The sequence below is a fragment of the Mycobacterium sp. NGS57 genome, assembly GCF_059812405.1.
The window spans coordinates 133,032-148,159 of sequence record NZ_JCALCP010000008.1 but is presented as its reverse complement, the minus strand read 5'-3'; the positions used below and the strand labels follow the sequence as shown (position 1 = coordinate 148,159).

Here is a 15,128-nt window from a genome sequence, read left to right as displayed (position 1 = left end):
AGCGTGCTCTGTGGATTTCGTGCCGCACTCATGCTTCTGGCTCCAGGTCCGCGTCGGGGAAAGCCACGGTCTCCACGAGGTGGTCTAGGCGAATGTTGTTGCGCGTCTGCCGGTCCGCGAACACGTTGGTCACAACGCCCACCGCGCCGATCAGCGGTGTTCCGGTCCAGTCGATTGCGTCGGGGTGTGCCGCGTCAGTGATTGGCTCGCGGCGCTCGTTGGTCACCGAGACCACGCGTACGCGGTCGCCGGGTTTGAATCTGCTCAACTTCGGTTCCTCTCGTAGGGGCGGAAACGACCGTCACCGCCTTACGCCCCGAACGCTACGCCAGCTAGCACACTCATATCTGCCCCTCACCTGCGCCTTCGTCTACGTTGGCTAACCGCTCCTGCTAGCCGGTTCGCCCGCGCTACGTCGGCCAGGGCATCTTCGGCTGTGCTTAGCTGGCGTCTCGGCGGCTCCGTAGGCTCTGCGAACACCGGTCGTTGAAAAGCGGGCCGCTCGACAGGCTTCATAGGCTCTACGGGCCGCTCGGGGGGCGCTACGGCAGCCTCGCCGAGCTTAGGCGGCCCTGCTGGCCGCGTAGCGGCGCGGCGGATCGGCTTCCCCGCCCGCTTGGCCACAGCATTCGCCAGCCGCTTGGCGGCCGGCGACACGCGCGGGTCAGGTGCTATACCACGTACCGCGCGCTCAAGCATGAGGGCCTTGGCGAAATCCAAGCGCTGCTTTGCTTTCCGTTGCGCTTGTGGCGATGCCCCGCACGGTTCACCATCGCGTTGTCTTCGCGCGGTACAGCGTGGCTACCCGGGTGAGCAGGTGGCCCCATGAGTCGTGGCCGGGGCGGGTTTGTGTACCCAGCGCCCGCCCTGGCCACCCAATGCGCCAGTGCCCGCCGAGCTGCTGATGCCCGGCGCACACGGCTACGGCCCCGCTAGGCCGCAGAACGGCACACCCGAGACGGCCCGCCGGGCGGGCACTCCACCGAGCCCCCACTGAGCAAGCCCGAATCCATCAACTGTCCCGAAGGCGCTCCAAGCATTCCTCGATGCGACGCATCCAGCCTGATTGGTCAGTCTTGAGTAAGCACCTGGACAAGAGCTCGATGGAAATTTCACGTAGTTCGTTTGTGCGACAGACATCTTCGTGCTCAATCAGAAGCCCGGATAGTCGCCGCCGCGCCCCAATTTCAGTGAGATCGAGGTTGACGGCGGCTCGAATAGCAGCGGAAACATCCAGCGCGAACAGCGATGGAATAAGGCGTCGCACCAGGCCAGTATCGTCCGAGTCATTGACGTAGCGAATACAATCGTCAAGGAAAGCAGAATCTGGCGGCCGATGAGGGTAGAGTTCCGCGAGCTTTTCAACAGTAAGTCGGCGGACGCCCTGCTCCCAGCTGCCCATTAAGGCAAGAACTGTTTCCACACTTGCTGAGCCGTGAGCAGCAAGCCTTTCAATCGCAAGCTTTCGCGGCGCTTTGTCCGCGAATTCGTCCAGTGCCAGTTTTTCGACTTCGACAAGGTCCTTGGTCGTCAGCAGAGCATTATTTTGCATCAGCATCGCGACAACGGATTCCCTCTGGGCCTGAGCCTTCAGAGCCTCCAATCCTCTGGCGAAGTAGTTCGCTGCTGCCGCCCGATAGACATCTGAGAAATATTCGATGTCGAATGGGATAACGGTCAACTGACGAGTTGCCGAGAGGAGTTCAGACAGCGTTTGGACGAGGTTACGTTCCCCCGGGTCCTTGATCGCCTCATCAACATCGTCCACCCACCGCGTTAGTGCCAGGTAGGCGTTGAACGTATCATCCAGACATAAGATTATGAATGGTATCCCGGCCGATAAGGCCTGCTGAAATTCCACAGTCCAAGTAATCTCGCCATAATGCTCAAGAATAACAAAGACGCATAAATGGGCATCCTTGACCGTATTTTCCGAGTTGATAGCCCAACTTGAAGTCGCCTTATTCTGAAACCAGATGCGACCGGAAAGGTAGTGCCACGGTTCGCCCCCGAGCTCATGTGTGATCCGGGCGAACCGGTTTCGCACAGACTTCGTGTCAGAGGCTCCGCACAGCATGATGCCCATCACCGACTCAGCATCTCACGGTGACGTTCGTCAGCACGCTCAAATTTTGCCGACGGCGCTCCGCGGCGTAGGAGACAGGCGCTACGTCCTATCGGCGAGGTTAGCTCGCGCTGCGCCGTGTCCGCCCACGCGCCGGGATACGCCGTCGTACTCGAAGCGACACTGGGCGAATTTTAAGAACGGATGTTCCAGCGGTCCCTTATCGGCCCCTTGAACGCAGCCGAACTGTGGGCGTACCGACGCCGTACCGGAGGCGTCCGCTAGCCGTACCGAATTTGCATCTGACCAGTGTCAACGCTGGGTCTCGGCAGCCCGCCTACCAGCCGCTTTCGCTCACCCGTTCGGGCGTCGAAAATACTTCCCAAGCTGAATACGCGGGTTCGATTCCCGTCATCGGCTCCACGACGACGTGCGCAGCCAGCTTGTGCAACCGGTCGCTCACAGGCCGGAAATATCGGCAAAACCCCTCGACGCTCCACCCGGCGCGAGATGATGAATTCATCCCGCTCGATCACCGGCGGTTTCCGGGGGGGCATGGCGTAGTCGCCATGGCTCACTGGGAGGTGTCCGATGTCATTTGTGAACGCGGTGCCGGAGGCGTTGGCAGCAGCAGCAGCGAATTTAAGCCAAATCGAATCGGCATTCAGCGCGGCCAACGCGGCAGCAAGCGCTCCGACGACGGCGGTGCTGGCGGCGGGCGCCGATGAGGTGTCGGCGGCCATCGCGGCGGTGTTTTCCGATCACGCGCAGCAGTATCAGGCGCTCAGCGCGCGGGCGGCGGCGTTTCAGGCCCAATTTGCCCAGAATTTGACCGGCGGTGCGGCGTCGTATGCCAGTGCTGAGGCCACCGCCGCGACGGTGCTACAGCCCGTTCTCACCGCAATCAATGCGCCCTTCCTCACACTGACTGGGCGCCCGCTAATCGGCAACGGCGCCAACGGTGCTCCGGGCAGCGGGGCCAATGGCGGGGCCGGTGGAATCTTGTTCGGTAGCGGCGGCAATGGCGGGTCCGGCGGGGTCGGCCAGAACGGCGGCGCCGGCGCGCCCGCGGGGTTGTTCGGTGTGGGCGGCGCCGGTGGCGCTGGCGGGCCCGGCACCACCGCCGGCGGCGCCGGCGGAGCCGGCGGGCTGCTGTTCGGGGCCGGCGGCAGTGGCGGTGCCGGTGGATTCAACGCCGCCGGCAGCGGGGGGAACGGCGGGGCCGGCGGAGCCGGCGGACTCTTCAGCTCTGGCGGCACCGGCGGCCCCGGCGGCAGCGGTAACGGCGCCGGCGGTAACGGCGGCGCCGGCGGCGCCGGTGGCACTGCGGGGCTGTTCGGCGTCGGCGGCGCGGGCGGCAACGGCGGGTTCACCGGTACCGCGGTCGCGGGTCCCGGTGGGGCCGGCGGAGCCGGTGGGCTGATCGGCAGCGGCGGCCCCGGCGGCTTCGGCGGCGCCGGCGGTGGTGCCGGTGCTATCAGCGGGAATGGCGGCGCTGGGGGCCAGGGCGGCATCCTCGGCGGCGATGGCGGGGCCGGCGGCACCGGCGGCGGCGGCGGCGCAATCAACGGCAAGGGCGGGGCCGGCGGCGCGGCGGGCATGTTCTTCGGCGATGGCGGGGACGGGGGCGCCGGCGGTGGTGGCGGCTCGATTGCCGGGGATGGCGGGGCCGGCGGCGCGGCAGGCTTATTCGCAGGCGCCGGCGGCGCCGGCGGGGCAGGCGGCACCGCGGGCGCCATTGGCGGGAAGGGCGGCGCCGGCGGCCGGGCCGGAATGCTCTTCGGCACCGGCGGCAGCGGCGGCGGCGGCGGTGCCGCCTCGGGCGCCGCGATAGGCGGGGACGGCGGAGCCGGCGGCAACGCAGGCATGCTCTTCGGCGACGGCGGTTCCGGTGGCGCCGGCGGTATCAGCGCCATCATCGGCGGGAATGGCGGGGCCGGAGGCATGGCCGGGTTGATCGGCAACGGCGGGCACGGTGGTGACGGCGGGATCGACGCCACGAACAACGCGAGCGGCGCGGGCGGGAACGGTGGTCGAGGTGGCAACGCCGTGCTGGTCGGCAATGGCGGTAACGGCGGCAACGGCGGGTTCGCCGTGACCCCGGGCAAAGACGGAAAAGCCGGAGTTGGTGGCACGGGCGGGCAGCTGCTAGGCCTGGACGGGTCACCCGGGCTCCCGTAGCCGCGGTCCGTAGACCAGCAGTCAGACGCCGCACGGCCGGCGCCGAGGGCGCCCGCATTCTCGACCGCTAAGCATCACAGGTGTGCCGGTCAAATGGTTCACCAAACCCTGAATGAACGTCTCCATCGACCGCGCCTTCTCGCGTACGGCCACGTCCTCCTGCACTGTTCCCACAGCGAGAGCATCATCTCCTGGCTCGCACAGCACGCGGGGCGGCGATGTCTACCGCGCTCAGCGTTGCGAGCCCCCCGGTCCACAGCGATCGCTCAGCTCTCCGCGCTGCACATCGGGCCGGCCGTTGGGCTGACCACTCATCCACGTTGACATGATCCCGACCGCATACGTGCCCTCCTGACCGTTCTTCTCGTAGAACCCCTGGGGGTCGTAGATCTTGGCCTCCGGATACGGCCAGGGGCATGCGACCGAGGTGGACAGATGGGCCGACTTGACGATCGCGAACAGGCCGCCGTAGCAGAAGTAGGCGACGTTCAGGATCACCAGCATCACGAGGAATGTGCCCAGTCGCGGGCGGCTCACCAAGATGCGGGCCCGCTGCGCGAGCCTCTCCGCGACCGCCTTGCCGGTGTCGTCGCGGTAGAGCAGCACGCCGGCCGGAACCATCACGAAGTTCACCGCCACCACTTCCCAGATGAGCGGGAACTGGTACGTCTCCCCCACGAACGCCGAAGCAAACGAGGGCACCTGGGAGTAGATGTACATCCCCGTGCGAACCAGCGTGATCTCCAGCGCCGCATCGACGATCACCCCGATGGGGAAGATGATGGCGGCCAGGCTTATCAGCGGGTGTCGCCAGAGGAACGAGTCAGCTGTTTTGCGCGCCTGCAGCTTTCGCAGAATCCAGATGGCCGGGAAGTACGGCCCGAGGTAGAACATGACGTAGCCGAGCACGACAAACGGCTCGACGGTCGGTGACAACGACACCAGTGGCCAGTCCTCGGGGAGATGCCACAGTTGCGGGTTGTAGACCGCGAACGGCGACCAGTTCATGATCGGGTCCTGCCACACAATCAGAGTGGTGACGATGGCCATCAGCAGCGCCGGGTTGCGCGGGTTCCGTCGCCAGTGCACCACCCACAAGATGACGATCGCGGTCATCGTGACGACTGTGAAGACCTCCAGGATGGTCAACCAGTTGGTCCAGCCGAACAGCGGCTCGACTGGACGCGGTGTGCCCTCGACTCCCGGGTTGGCGACGCGTGCCGACCCAATTCCCTTGCGCGCGTTGACCCCGAAGAGCACCGCAACCCCCACGACGGCCGCGAGGGCCAATCCCGCGCCCAGCCACGACCTCTTCTCGGGCCGCGCCAGATCCGGGCTGTTCTCGACTTGCGTTTTTGCAGTGGTCACTGCTTACCCCTCACCGGTGCGATCGACGCGATGCGAATTGACACTTTTGGCTGCCGGGCGGCGAGCTGGCCGGCCGGCCAGGCGCGGCGAGCCCACTTGCCGAACAACGGAATTCGGTTGCTCGCCAGCTGACCGGACTTGATCGGCCCGGCGGTGCTCTCGTAGGACATGTGACCCCCCATCGGCGTGCCACGTTTGGCGCTGCCCGAGATTTGTAACCTAATAGTTGTTCCGACCATAACCAGGGCGGGCGATACCGTCAATCATCCGGCCTGCGAATCATTCCGAATACATATCCATCATGGCGAACCGATCTACGGTGACCGGCGATCCGGCTGGTGGCCGATCGACCAAACATCTGTTCCGTTTTCCGCGGTGCTGGCCACGATTTCCTCAGCCACTCCCAGGAGCAACCGCTTCCCGTCGGCTCGCCTTGGTTCACGCCGGTGTCAACCCATTCGGACCGTTCAGGCCGCCGATGTAGTAGCCGCCGAAGCCGCCGGGGCCGCCGACCCCCGGGTTGACCCCGACGCCGCCGTTGCCGCCGGCCCCGCCGATGCCGAACAGCAGGCCCCCGTAGCCGCCCTGGCTGCCGTTGCCCCCGAACGCCAGGCCGGCCGCGCCGTAGCCGTTGCCGCCGTGGCCGCCGAGCCCGAAGAGCAGACCGCCGAGTCCGCCGAGCCCACCCGTGCCGCCGTGGCCGCCGCTCTGGGCGGCCCCGCCGTCGCCGCCGGCCCCGCCGATGCCGAAGAAGGTGCCGCCGTCGCCGCCGTAGCCACCGACCCCGCCGGTGCCGCCGGCGGAGTGGGCGGCCCCGCCGGGTCCGCCGTTGCCGCCGATGCCGAACAGGGTGCCGCTGCCGCCGCCGCCCTGGCCGCCCTGCCCACCGATGTTGGTGGCGCCGACGGCCGACCCGCCGGCGCCGCCGTCGGCCCCGGTGCTGACGAGGTTGAAGAGGATGTTGCCGCTGCCGCCGTTCCCGCCGAGGCCCGCGACCCCGACGTTGCTGGTGGCGGCGCCACCGGTGCCGCCGGTGCCACCGGCGCCGTAGAGCATGCCGAGGCCGTCGCCGCCGCTGCCACCCCAGCCGGCGACGATGTTGCTGGCCCCGCCGGTCCCGCCGAAACCGCCGTTGCCGAACAGGATTCCGCCGCTGCCGCCGAAGCCGCCGTCGCCGGCGACGCCGTTGGGGCAGGCCCCGCCGGTCCCGCCGGCGCCGCCGTTGCCGAACAGTCCGGCGGCGTTGCCGCCGTTACCGCCGAACCCGGCGAAGCCGGTGCCGATGGCCCCGCCGGTTCCGCCGCGGCCGCCGTTGCCGAACAAGAATCCGCCGCTGCCCCCGTTGCCGCCGTTCTGGCCGGGCGCGCCGGAACCGCCGGCACCGCCGTTGCCCCACAGCAACCCGCCGTTCTGGCCGTTGGCGCCGGTTCCGTTGGTGCCGTCGACGCCGTCGCCGATCAGCGGCCGGCCCAGCAGCGCCTCGAAGGGCGCATTGATCTGGTCGAGGAGATTTTGCAGGGGGTTGGCATTGGCGGCCTCGGCCGCGGCGTAGGAGCCCGCACCGGCATTCAGCAGCTCGACGAACCGCTGGTGAAATGTCGCCGCCTCGGCGCTGATCGCCTGGTAGGCCCGCGCGTGCGCGCCGAACAGCGCCGCGACGGCCACCGACACCTCGTCGCTACCCGCCGCCAGCACACTCGACGTCGACGACGCCGCCGCCGCGTTGGCCGCGCCGATCGCCGACGCGACGTCCGCCAGGTTCGAGGCCGCCGCCGTCACATACTCCGGGACCGCGATGACAAACGACATGACGACCTCCGCCCTATCGGCCGCCCAATGGCCGCCGAGTGGCGAAACCGTATCGATGTGTCCCGGCTACCGATCCCAAGTTTCAATCAACTCAACCCGCGAAAGTGCAACTGCCGACGCGTTTCTCGAGAACGGGCGTCGCCAGTTGCACCCTCGCGGTCGTGGGTTACGCCCTAGAACCAGCCGTTGGGCCCGGGGAGGCCGGGCTGGCCCGCGGTCCCGACGACAGTGCCCGCGACTCTAAAGAAAGTGACGACGCCGCTGGTATTACCACTGATAATGACGATTGTCACCGGGGTCGTGCTGCCGAAAGAGCCGGCCGCGCTCGGCGGACTCACGGAGTAGACGTTGGAGGTGGGCAGGAAGTTGACGATGTTGCCCGCTCCGGGGGCGTTGTTGAGGATCGTGAAGTCGCCGCCGACGGTGAGGTTCACGGCCGTGGATGGACTGCCGGTGCCCCCTTGCCCGCCGGCCCCGCCCTGACCGTGGAGCCACCCGCCGCGCCCGCCGTCGCCGCCGTTGCCGCCGTTCAGGACGAAGGGTGTGGTCTGTCCGGCGGACAGCGTCCCGGTGTTGGGTCCGGCGTTGCCGCCATTCCCGCCGCTCCCGCCGGCGCCCCACAACCCCGCCGCCCCGCCGGCCCCGCCCGTGCCGCCGGTGAAGGCGCCGACGCCGGCGTCCCGCAGGGCTAGCCCGCCGGCACCGCCGCCCCCGCCGTTGCCGTAGAAGATCCCGCCGGTGCCGCCGGCCCCGCCCGCCGCGCCGGCCCCGCCGGCGCCGCCGAGGCCGCCGTTGCCGACCAACCCCGCGGCTCCCCCGGCGCCGCCGGTCACCCCGGGGTTGCCCGTTTGCGCAAAGCCGTTGCCGCCGTTGCCGATCAACAACCCGCCGGCCCCGCCGTTGGGGCTGGCCGCCGTCCCGTTGGCGCCGTCACCGATCAGCGGGCGCCCGAGCAGCGCGTTGGTGGGTGCGTTGATGACCGCCAAAATGTCTTGCTCCACGGTCTGCAACGGCGAGGCGTTGGCCGCCTCGGCGGCCCCGTACGCGGCGCCCGCGCCGCTCAAGGCCTGCGCGAACTGGGCGTGAAACGCCGCGGCCTGGCCGCTGAGCGCTTGATAGACCCGCGCGTAGCCGGAGAACACCGACGTGATGGCCGCCGATATCTCGTCACCGGCGGCGGGCGCCAGCGCGGTGATCGGGGCCGTCGCCGCCGCGTGCGCCGCGCTCAGCTCCGAGCCGATATTGGACAGGTCCGATGCCGCCCGGGCCAGGAACTCCGGGGCCGCCGCCAGATACGACATCGCGTCCTCCCGCCGTCGGGTGAACGCCCAGCGTACGCGGCCAATTCAGCAGACGGGCCGAAAAACGGGCAGGACCCGGTACTTCACCACGAAGCGGGCCTCGTCGTACTCCTCGCCGATCTCGCCGTCGTGGGCGACGACGGTCGGGCCGTCGACGGCGGAGAAGCTGAACTCGGGCACCTGCAGCTCGTGGTAGAGCGGGCTGCGCCGCAGGCGTCCGAGGGCCAGCGCGGCCAGGATCCGCGTGCGCGCCCACGGGCGCCCGGCCTCGAGGATGCGCACGTCGATCAGGCCGTCGTCCATGCGGGCACGAACCGACGGGGCGAATCCGGCCGGCAGGTAGACCGAGTTGCCGAGGAAGAACAGCGACGTCTGCAGGGCCTTGTTGTCGTAGCGGATGGACACGGGCCGCTCGTTGCGCAGGGTGCGCAGCATCGCGTAGAAACCGGCGACCGCCTTGCCGACGCGCTTCTCCATCTTCTCGCGGCGCCGCACGAACGCCGGGTAGGCGCCGATGCTGGCGGTGTTGAGCACCATGCGAGTTTCGTTGAGGCACATCAGGTCAACGCGCGCCACGCTGCCGCGCCGGATCGCGTCGACCGTCTTGGCCACGGCGTCGCAGCCGATGTCCTTGGCGAAGTGGTTGAACGTCCCCGCGGGAAACACCGCCAACGGCAGCCCGGCGTCGATCGCGGCCGACGCGGCCGCCGCCACGGTGCCGTCGCCGCCGCCGACGGCCAGCACCTCGGCGCGCTCGGCGGCGCGGCGCAGCGCCGCCTCCGGATCGTCGTCGGGACCCAGTTCGACGATCTGCACCTTCGGCAGCGCGGCGCGCACCTCGTCGACGACGCGCGCCCCGGTGCCGCTGCCCGACGACGGGTTGATGACCAGGACGACGCCGGCCCCGTCGGGCCGGGGCGGCGTGTCGACCATGAGCGGCTCGGTTCTGGGCAGCGTGGTCGCGGGGATAGGCGGGACGACCCGCCCGCCCAGCACGGCCAGGCCCGCGCCGATGCCGAAGCCGGCGAGGACATCCCCGGGATAGTGCGCGCCGGTCGCCACCCGCGACAGCCCGACCATCCCGGCGAGCAACGCCAGCACGAAACCCAGCGGCGGATTCTCCAGCCCCACCCCGACGGCGAACGCGGCGGCGCTGGCGGAGTGTCCCGACGGCAGCGAATTGGAGACGGGACGGCGGCGCACCCGCCGGATCAGCGGCACCGAGTCGTAGAGGGGCCGCGGGCGCCGGCGGATCCGCTTGGCGAGCTGATTGGTGATCAGGCTGGTGGCCCCGAGCGTCACGACACCGCGAGTCGCGCCGCGCTGCGCGGACGGCTTGCGCGACGCCAGCAACGCCGCGGCAATGGCCAGCCACAGCTTGGAGTGGTCGGCGGCCCGGGTCAGCGGCGGCATGACGGTGTCGAGCAGCGGGGTGGGGGTCTCGGCGATCGCCTCGAACAGCTCGCGATCCAAAGTGCCCAGCCCGCGGGTGATCTGGTTAATGCCGCGCGGGCGTCGCCTGTTCATTACCTACACCCTAAATTGACAGCCATGCGCTACTCCACGGCGTGGCGGGAAAACGCCCGACGTCGCGGCGTGCCCGCCGAGGTCGTCGCCGAGATCGCCCGGTGGAACGCCCTCACGCCGGAGAGCTTCGCGGTCCTGGACGACACCGAGGAGATCACCGACCCGCACGGCAAGTCCTACTTCCTGCTGCCGCCCGACGTCGGTGGGCTCGACGCGCGCCGGGCCACGCTGCTGACCTACGTCCTCAACGCGGGCACCGACTACGGCAAACCCGGCCGGCGCACCGACTTTCCCCCCACCCCCTACCGCGCCGCCGAGGTCGCGCGGATCATGCACCGGCAGAACGCAAATCGCTGGAGCTACTCCCGCGACGTCGGGTTCGTGCACCGCAACGGGGCGCGCCTGGTGACGACCCCGCACGGCATCCTGATGGGCCTGGGCGGCAACTGGCTGCAGCGCCAGTTCAGCCGGCGCGGCGGCACCAACTGGGGCGACATCTTCATGGTCAACGGCGGCAAGCGCGCCGACCCCACGGAGCGGCTGCGCCGGATCGTGACAACCAGCCACGACCTGGATCGGGTGCTGCACCACGAGGAGCGCCACTGCCGGCAGTGGGCGGCCAGGGGCTACGCGGGCATGCTCGCGGCCTATGGCTGGGAACTGGTCCGCGAGCTGGGCTTCGGTGCGACCAACCGGCTGGAGGCCGACGCCGGGTTGTCCGACGGCGGCTACCGGTGATGCAGGCCGCGGATCCCGTTGTAGAGCACCATCAATCCGATCACGAACAGCAGCGCCGCCATCAGCGCGGCGTTGTTGCGGTCCATCCAGTCCTTGAGCCGCGCCAGCGGATCGTCGAGGCGCTCGCCGGCGGCCGCGTAGGCCAGCACCGGGACCGCGACCGTCGAGGCGGCGACGGCGACGAAGAACCCCGCCGCCACCCAGGCGCCGGCCGCGCCGAGCCCGGCCGCGCCCACCGCCAGCCCGGCCGGCACGCAGATCAGCAGCACGTCGGGCCTGATCACCACCAGCGCCAGCGCCATGGCCCCCGCGCGGGGCGGGGTGATGGTGGCGAACGAGCGCATCCAGCGCGGCGACTCGGTGTGGCCGTGCCGGGTCAGCCACCGGTAGATCCCGAGCGCGATCAGCGCCGCCCCGAGCACCACCCGCAGCCACGACGACCACCGCGGCGGCGAGCGGTCCAGCCCGCCGAGCAGGCCGGAGGCCGCGACGGCCAACGCCGTCACCGCGGCCAGGCCCAGCACCCAACCGGCGAGAAACGCCAGCCCGCTCGGCCGCGGCCGCGGCGCTTGGAGCACCAGCACCGCCGGGATGACGGTGATCGGCGAAAGCGAGACGACCAGCCCGAGCGGAATGAGCCCGGCCAGCGCGGAGCCCCAGCTGCCTGCCATGGGCGCCAATCCTTGCACGCCGCGGCGCGCTACAGCGCGCGAATGCCGTTGTAGAGCACCAACAAACCGATCAGGACCAGGATGACCGCGAGCATGGCGGCGTGGTTTTCCTCCATCCACACCTTGAGCCGTTCCAGCGCGTCGTCGAGGCGGCCGCCGGAGCCGACGTAGGCCAGGATCGGCGCGGCGACCGTCGACGAGGACACGACGACGAACACGGCCCCGGCTATCCAGCCGGCCGTGGCGTCGAGCCCGCCGGTGCCGATGGCCAGCCCGGCGATCGCGCTCAGTAGCAGCACCTCGAGGCGCACCACCGTCAGCACCACGCCGGTCACCCCGGCGCGCAGCGGGGTCAGCCGGGAGAACGAACGCATCCACGCGGGGGACTTGCCCTGCCGATGCCGGGTCAGCCAGCGGAACACGCCGAACGCGATGAGCGCCAGGCCCATCCCCACGCGCAGCCACGACGCCCACCTCGGCGGCGTCTGGTGCAAGCCGCCCAGCAGGTCGGAGGCCCCGACGAACGCCGCGGTGAGGACGCCCATGCCCGCGAGCCACCCACCGAGGAACGCGAGGCTGGCCGGGCGCGGCCGGGGCGCGTGCAGGACGAGCACCGCCGGGATGACCGTGATCGGTGAGACCGCGATGACCAGGCCGAGCGGAATGAGCTTGGTCAGCACCGAAACGAAGTTGCCTGCCACGGGCAGCAATCATCGCATTGCCGCTACCCTTTGCGGCGCAGCGTCCAGGCCGGCACCCAATGGGTCACGGTCTTGCGCTTCGAGCCGTACGCGATCGGATAGGTCACCAGCCCCCACCAATCGCCCTGCTCGCAGATGCCCCAGCAGCTCAGCCGGCCCTCGACGACCTTGTGCAGCTGCAGGCCGTTGGGCTGATAGCGGCCCGAACGGTGCGGTTCGCGGGGGAAGAGCACCGTCAGGTCGACCAGCACCGCGACCGGCGGGCGCACCGCCCGGAACGGGCTGCGCACCGGCTGACCGTTGTATCCGATCGACGCGAGCTCGCCCATCGATCGATCATACGTTCGAATAGATCGGGCTCTGGCAACATAGCGCTGTGCCGCGGCGTCTGGACCCGTTGATCGTCGGCGTCCTGGCCGCCGCGATAAGTCTGGGCGGCGCCGCCCGCCCGTCGTTCTGGTACGACGAGGCCGCCACGATTTCGGCGTCCTACAGCCGTTCGCTCGGCCAGCTGTGGCACATGCTGGGCAACGTCGACGCCGTGCACGGCCTGTACTACGCGCTCATGCACGCGTGGTTCCTTCTCGCCCCGCCGACGGAGTTCTGGTCGCGCGCGCCGAGCGGCCTGGCGGCCGGCGGCGCCGCGGCGGGGGCGGTGGTGCTGGGCCGGCAGTTCTCGTCGCGCACCGTCTCGGTGGCGGCCGGGGTCTTGTGCGGAATCCTGCCCCGGAGCACCTGGGCGGGCATCGAGGCCCGCCCGTACGCCCTGTCGATGCTGGCGGCCGTGTGGCTGACCGCGCTGCTCGTCGTCGCCACGCGCCGCAACTCGGCATGGTGCTGGGCGGCGTATGGCGTCGCGCTGGTCGTCTCGGTGTTGCTCGACGCCTACCTCGTGCTGATGGTGTTGGCGCATCTGGTCTTCGTCGGCGTCTGGTGCCGCACGCGAAACGTGCTGGCGCGATTCGCCATTGCGTCGGCGGCCGCGCTGGGCGCCCTGGCGCCGTTTTTGGCCACGGTCGCCGGGCAGTCGCATCAGATCAGTTGGGTCCCGGCGATCGGGCACCGCACGATCGAAGACGTGGTGGTGCAGCAGTATTTCGAGCGAAGCCCCCCGTTCGCGATGTTGTCGGCGATGGTGATCGTGGCGGCGATTGTCTTGTGGCTCAGCCGATCCGCACGGCCGGCCGAACCCGAACGGCAACTGTTGACCATCGCGGTCGCGTGGCTGGTGATCCCCACCGCCCTGATCGTGGCGTGGTCGGCGCTGGCCCACCCGATCTACACGCCGCGCTATCTGGCCTTCACGGCACCGGCGATGGCGCTGATCCTGGCGGTCTGCACCGCCGCGGTGGCCCGCAAGCCCTGGGTCGCGACGGCACTGGTCGGACTTTTCGCCGTCGCCGCCGCACCGAATTACGTTCGGGCCCAACGCAACCCGTACGCCAAGTACGGGATGGACTACAGCCAGGTGGCCGATCTGCTCACCGCGCAGGCGGCCCCGGGGGATTGCCTGCTGGTGAACGACACGGTGACGTTCATGCCCGCCCCGATGCGCCCGCTGCTGGCGGCGCGCCCGGATGCCTACCGCAAGCTGGTCGACCTGACGCTGTGGCAGCGGGCCACCGACCGCAACGACGTCTTCGACACCAACCTGATCCCGGAGGTGGTCGCCGCGCCGTTAAGCCAGTGCGGCGTCGTGTGGATCATCACCCAGGCCGACGAGACGGTGCCCGCCCACGAGCGAGGCCCGGCGCTGCCGCCCGGCCCGCGCTACGGGGCCACCCCCGCGTTCGCGGTCCCGCGCGAGCTCGGCTTCCGCCTCGTCGAGCGCTGGCAGTTCAACCTGGTCCAGGTGCTCAAAGCGCGGCGATAGTCACCAGATGCGGATGTAGTCGACGAGCATCGACGCCGGGTAAGTGCCCCCGGCGGGATCGCCGGCCCCCACCCCGCCGACCGCGAGCGTGAACATCGGCGTCATCCAGTAGCCGGGATTGTTGAACGGCCAGCGGAAGTCGTCGGGTGCGCCGCCGTGGACGTGGATGGGTTTGTTCGGCACGCTGAAGTACTGCGCCCCGTCGCGGGCGAACTGGAAACCTTCCTCGCCCCAATGCATTCGCCAGGTGTGCCAGCCGCCGTCCACCAGACCGGGGATGGATTTCCCCTCCCAGGTCTTCCCGTTGGACGCGGCGTGGACCGTGGTGCCCGGGGGCCAGCTGCCGTTGCCGTACCACTCGAAGATGTCGACCTCGCCGTCCGGCAGCGGGTCCTCGTTGACGCCCCAGAACGCCGACCACAGGCCGGGGAACAGGCAGTCCAGCTTGATGCGGGCTTCCCAGGTCTGGTTGATCATGCTGCGGAAGTTGCCCCGCAGCTTGCCGGTGTAGTACGTGCCCATCTCCTGCGTGGCGCACAGGACGAGGTTGGAGTTGCCGTCCAGGAACACGTTTCGGCGGTCGTCGCGGTAGATCCCCTCGACCGGCGGGAACACGTCGTCCTGCCAGGTCTGGATGGTCCACTTGCCCGGGTCGGGGGGCGCGCCGGCCGGGCCGTCGAACTCGTCGGAAAAGAGGTAGCCCCCACCGCCGGCCGACGGCGCCTCCTTGAGGGACGGGTGGGCGTCGGCCTCGGGGATCGGGATCGCCGTCCCCGCTGCCGCGGCCGCCAGCATGCCGAGGCCCGTGGTCAACAACATGCTGCGACGATCCATTTGCACTCCACCCATCTCTTGAAAGCCAGGACTCTTATGTCCCACGCACCCCCCTGGGGG

General features: G+C 69.7%; 13 protein-coding genes and 1 pseudogene. 3 read left to right on the top strand and 11 right to left on the bottom strand.

All coding sequences use genetic code 11. From position 1 onward, the window contains the following. Positions 1-28 precede the first annotated feature (28 nt). Both AC5Y43_RS16770 and AC5Y43_RS16765 read right to left on the bottom strand, forming a co-directional pair. Positions 29-226, bottom strand: coding sequence for a hypothetical protein (locus tag AC5Y43_RS16770; protein ID WP_499974244.1), 198 nt, complete (start codon positions 224-226; stop codon positions 29-31). 786 nt (positions 227-1,012) lie between these two features. Then, positions 1,013-2,086 carry a hypothetical protein gene (locus tag AC5Y43_RS16765; RefSeq protein ID WP_499974243.1) on the bottom strand — a complete coding sequence of 358 codons (1,074 nt, stop codon included), beginning with the start codon at positions 2,084-2,086 and terminating at the stop codon, positions 1,013-1,015. A gap of 570 nt (positions 2,087-2,656) precedes the next feature. Between AC5Y43_RS16765 and AC5Y43_RS16760 the strand changes: the two genes are divergently transcribed. Then, positions 2,657-4,246, top strand: a complete 1,590-nt coding sequence (locus AC5Y43_RS16760; RefSeq protein WP_499974241.1) for a PE family protein — start codon at positions 2,657-2,659, stop codon at positions 4,244-4,246. 231 nt (positions 4,247-4,477) lie between these two features. On the opposite strand, the gene AC5Y43_RS16755 is transcribed toward AC5Y43_RS16760, so the two are convergent. From AC5Y43_RS16755 to AC5Y43_RS16735, 5 genes and pseudogenes are all read right to left on the bottom strand, one after another. Next, positions 4,478-5,614: a spirocyclase AveC family protein gene (locus AC5Y43_RS16755; RefSeq protein WP_499974239.1), complete on the bottom strand. Its 1,137-nt coding sequence runs from the start codon at positions 5,612-5,614 to the stop codon at positions 4,478-4,480. Beyond that, the gene (locus tag AC5Y43_RS16750) at positions 5,611-5,784 is read right to left on the bottom strand and encodes a hypothetical protein (protein WP_499974238.1); all 174 of its coding nucleotides are present in this window, start codon (positions 5,782-5,784) and stop codon (positions 5,611-5,613) included. Before AC5Y43_RS16750 ends, AC5Y43_RS16755 begins: the two co-directional genes overlap by 4 nt. 268 nt (positions 5,785-6,052) lie before the next feature. Continuing rightward, a complete protein-coding gene (locus AC5Y43_RS16745) occupies positions 6,053-7,423 on the bottom strand; it encodes a PE family protein (RefSeq protein ID WP_499974237.1) in 1,371 nt (456 codons plus the stop codon). A 587-nt stretch (positions 7,424-8,010) separates the two neighbouring features. Beyond that, positions 8,011-8,724: pseudogene (locus tag AC5Y43_RS16740) on the bottom strand (PE family protein); the annotation flags it as partial. A 45-nt stretch (positions 8,725-8,769) separates the two neighbouring features. Next, positions 8,770-10,251 (bottom strand): bifunctional phosphatase PAP2/diacylglycerol kinase family protein, encoded by a 1,482-nt coding sequence (locus AC5Y43_RS16735; protein WP_499974235.1) that lies wholly within the window; start codon positions 10,249-10,251, stop codon positions 8,770-8,772. A gap of 15 nt (positions 10,252-10,266) precedes the next feature. Between AC5Y43_RS16735 and AC5Y43_RS16730 the strand changes: the two genes are divergently transcribed. Continuing rightward, entirely contained in the window at positions 10,267-10,989 is a 723-nt protein-coding gene (locus AC5Y43_RS16730) for a hypothetical protein (protein WP_499974234.1), read from the top strand. On the opposite strand, the gene AC5Y43_RS16725 is transcribed toward AC5Y43_RS16730, so the two are convergent. The 3 genes from AC5Y43_RS16725 to AC5Y43_RS16715 are packed head-to-tail and all read right to left on the bottom strand — an operon-like array spanning position 10,980 to position 12,690. Then, complete coding sequence (locus AC5Y43_RS16725; RefSeq protein ID WP_499974232.1) at positions 10,980-11,660, bottom strand: GAP family protein; 681 nt, start codon at positions 11,658-11,660, stop codon at positions 10,980-10,982. The two genes, AC5Y43_RS16730 and AC5Y43_RS16725, sit on opposite strands and share 10 nt — an antisense overlap. Positions 11,661-11,689: 29 nt before the next feature. Beyond that, positions 11,690-12,340, bottom strand: coding sequence for a GAP family protein (locus AC5Y43_RS16720; RefSeq protein ID WP_499974552.1), 651 nt, complete (start codon positions 12,338-12,340; stop codon positions 11,690-11,692). A gap of 44 nt (positions 12,341-12,384) precedes the next feature. After that, entirely contained in the window at positions 12,385-12,690 is a 306-nt protein-coding gene (locus tag AC5Y43_RS16715) for a hypothetical protein (protein ID WP_499974230.1), read from the bottom strand. A gap of 23 nt (positions 12,691-12,713) precedes the next feature. Here AC5Y43_RS16715 and AC5Y43_RS16710 point away from each other — a divergent pair, with 23 nt between their 5' ends. Beyond that, positions 12,714-14,234, top strand: coding sequence for a glycosyltransferase family 39 protein (locus tag AC5Y43_RS16710; protein WP_499974550.1), 1,521 nt, complete (start codon positions 12,714-12,716; stop codon positions 14,232-14,234). Here the strand turns inward: AC5Y43_RS16710 and AC5Y43_RS16705 are convergent, their stop codons facing one another. Further along, on the bottom strand, positions 14,235-15,068 hold the full coding sequence (locus AC5Y43_RS16705; protein WP_499974226.1) for a glycoside hydrolase family 16 protein: 834 nt from the start codon (positions 15,066-15,068) through the stop codon (positions 14,235-14,237). Between the last annotated feature and the right edge of the window lie 60 nt (positions 15,069-15,128).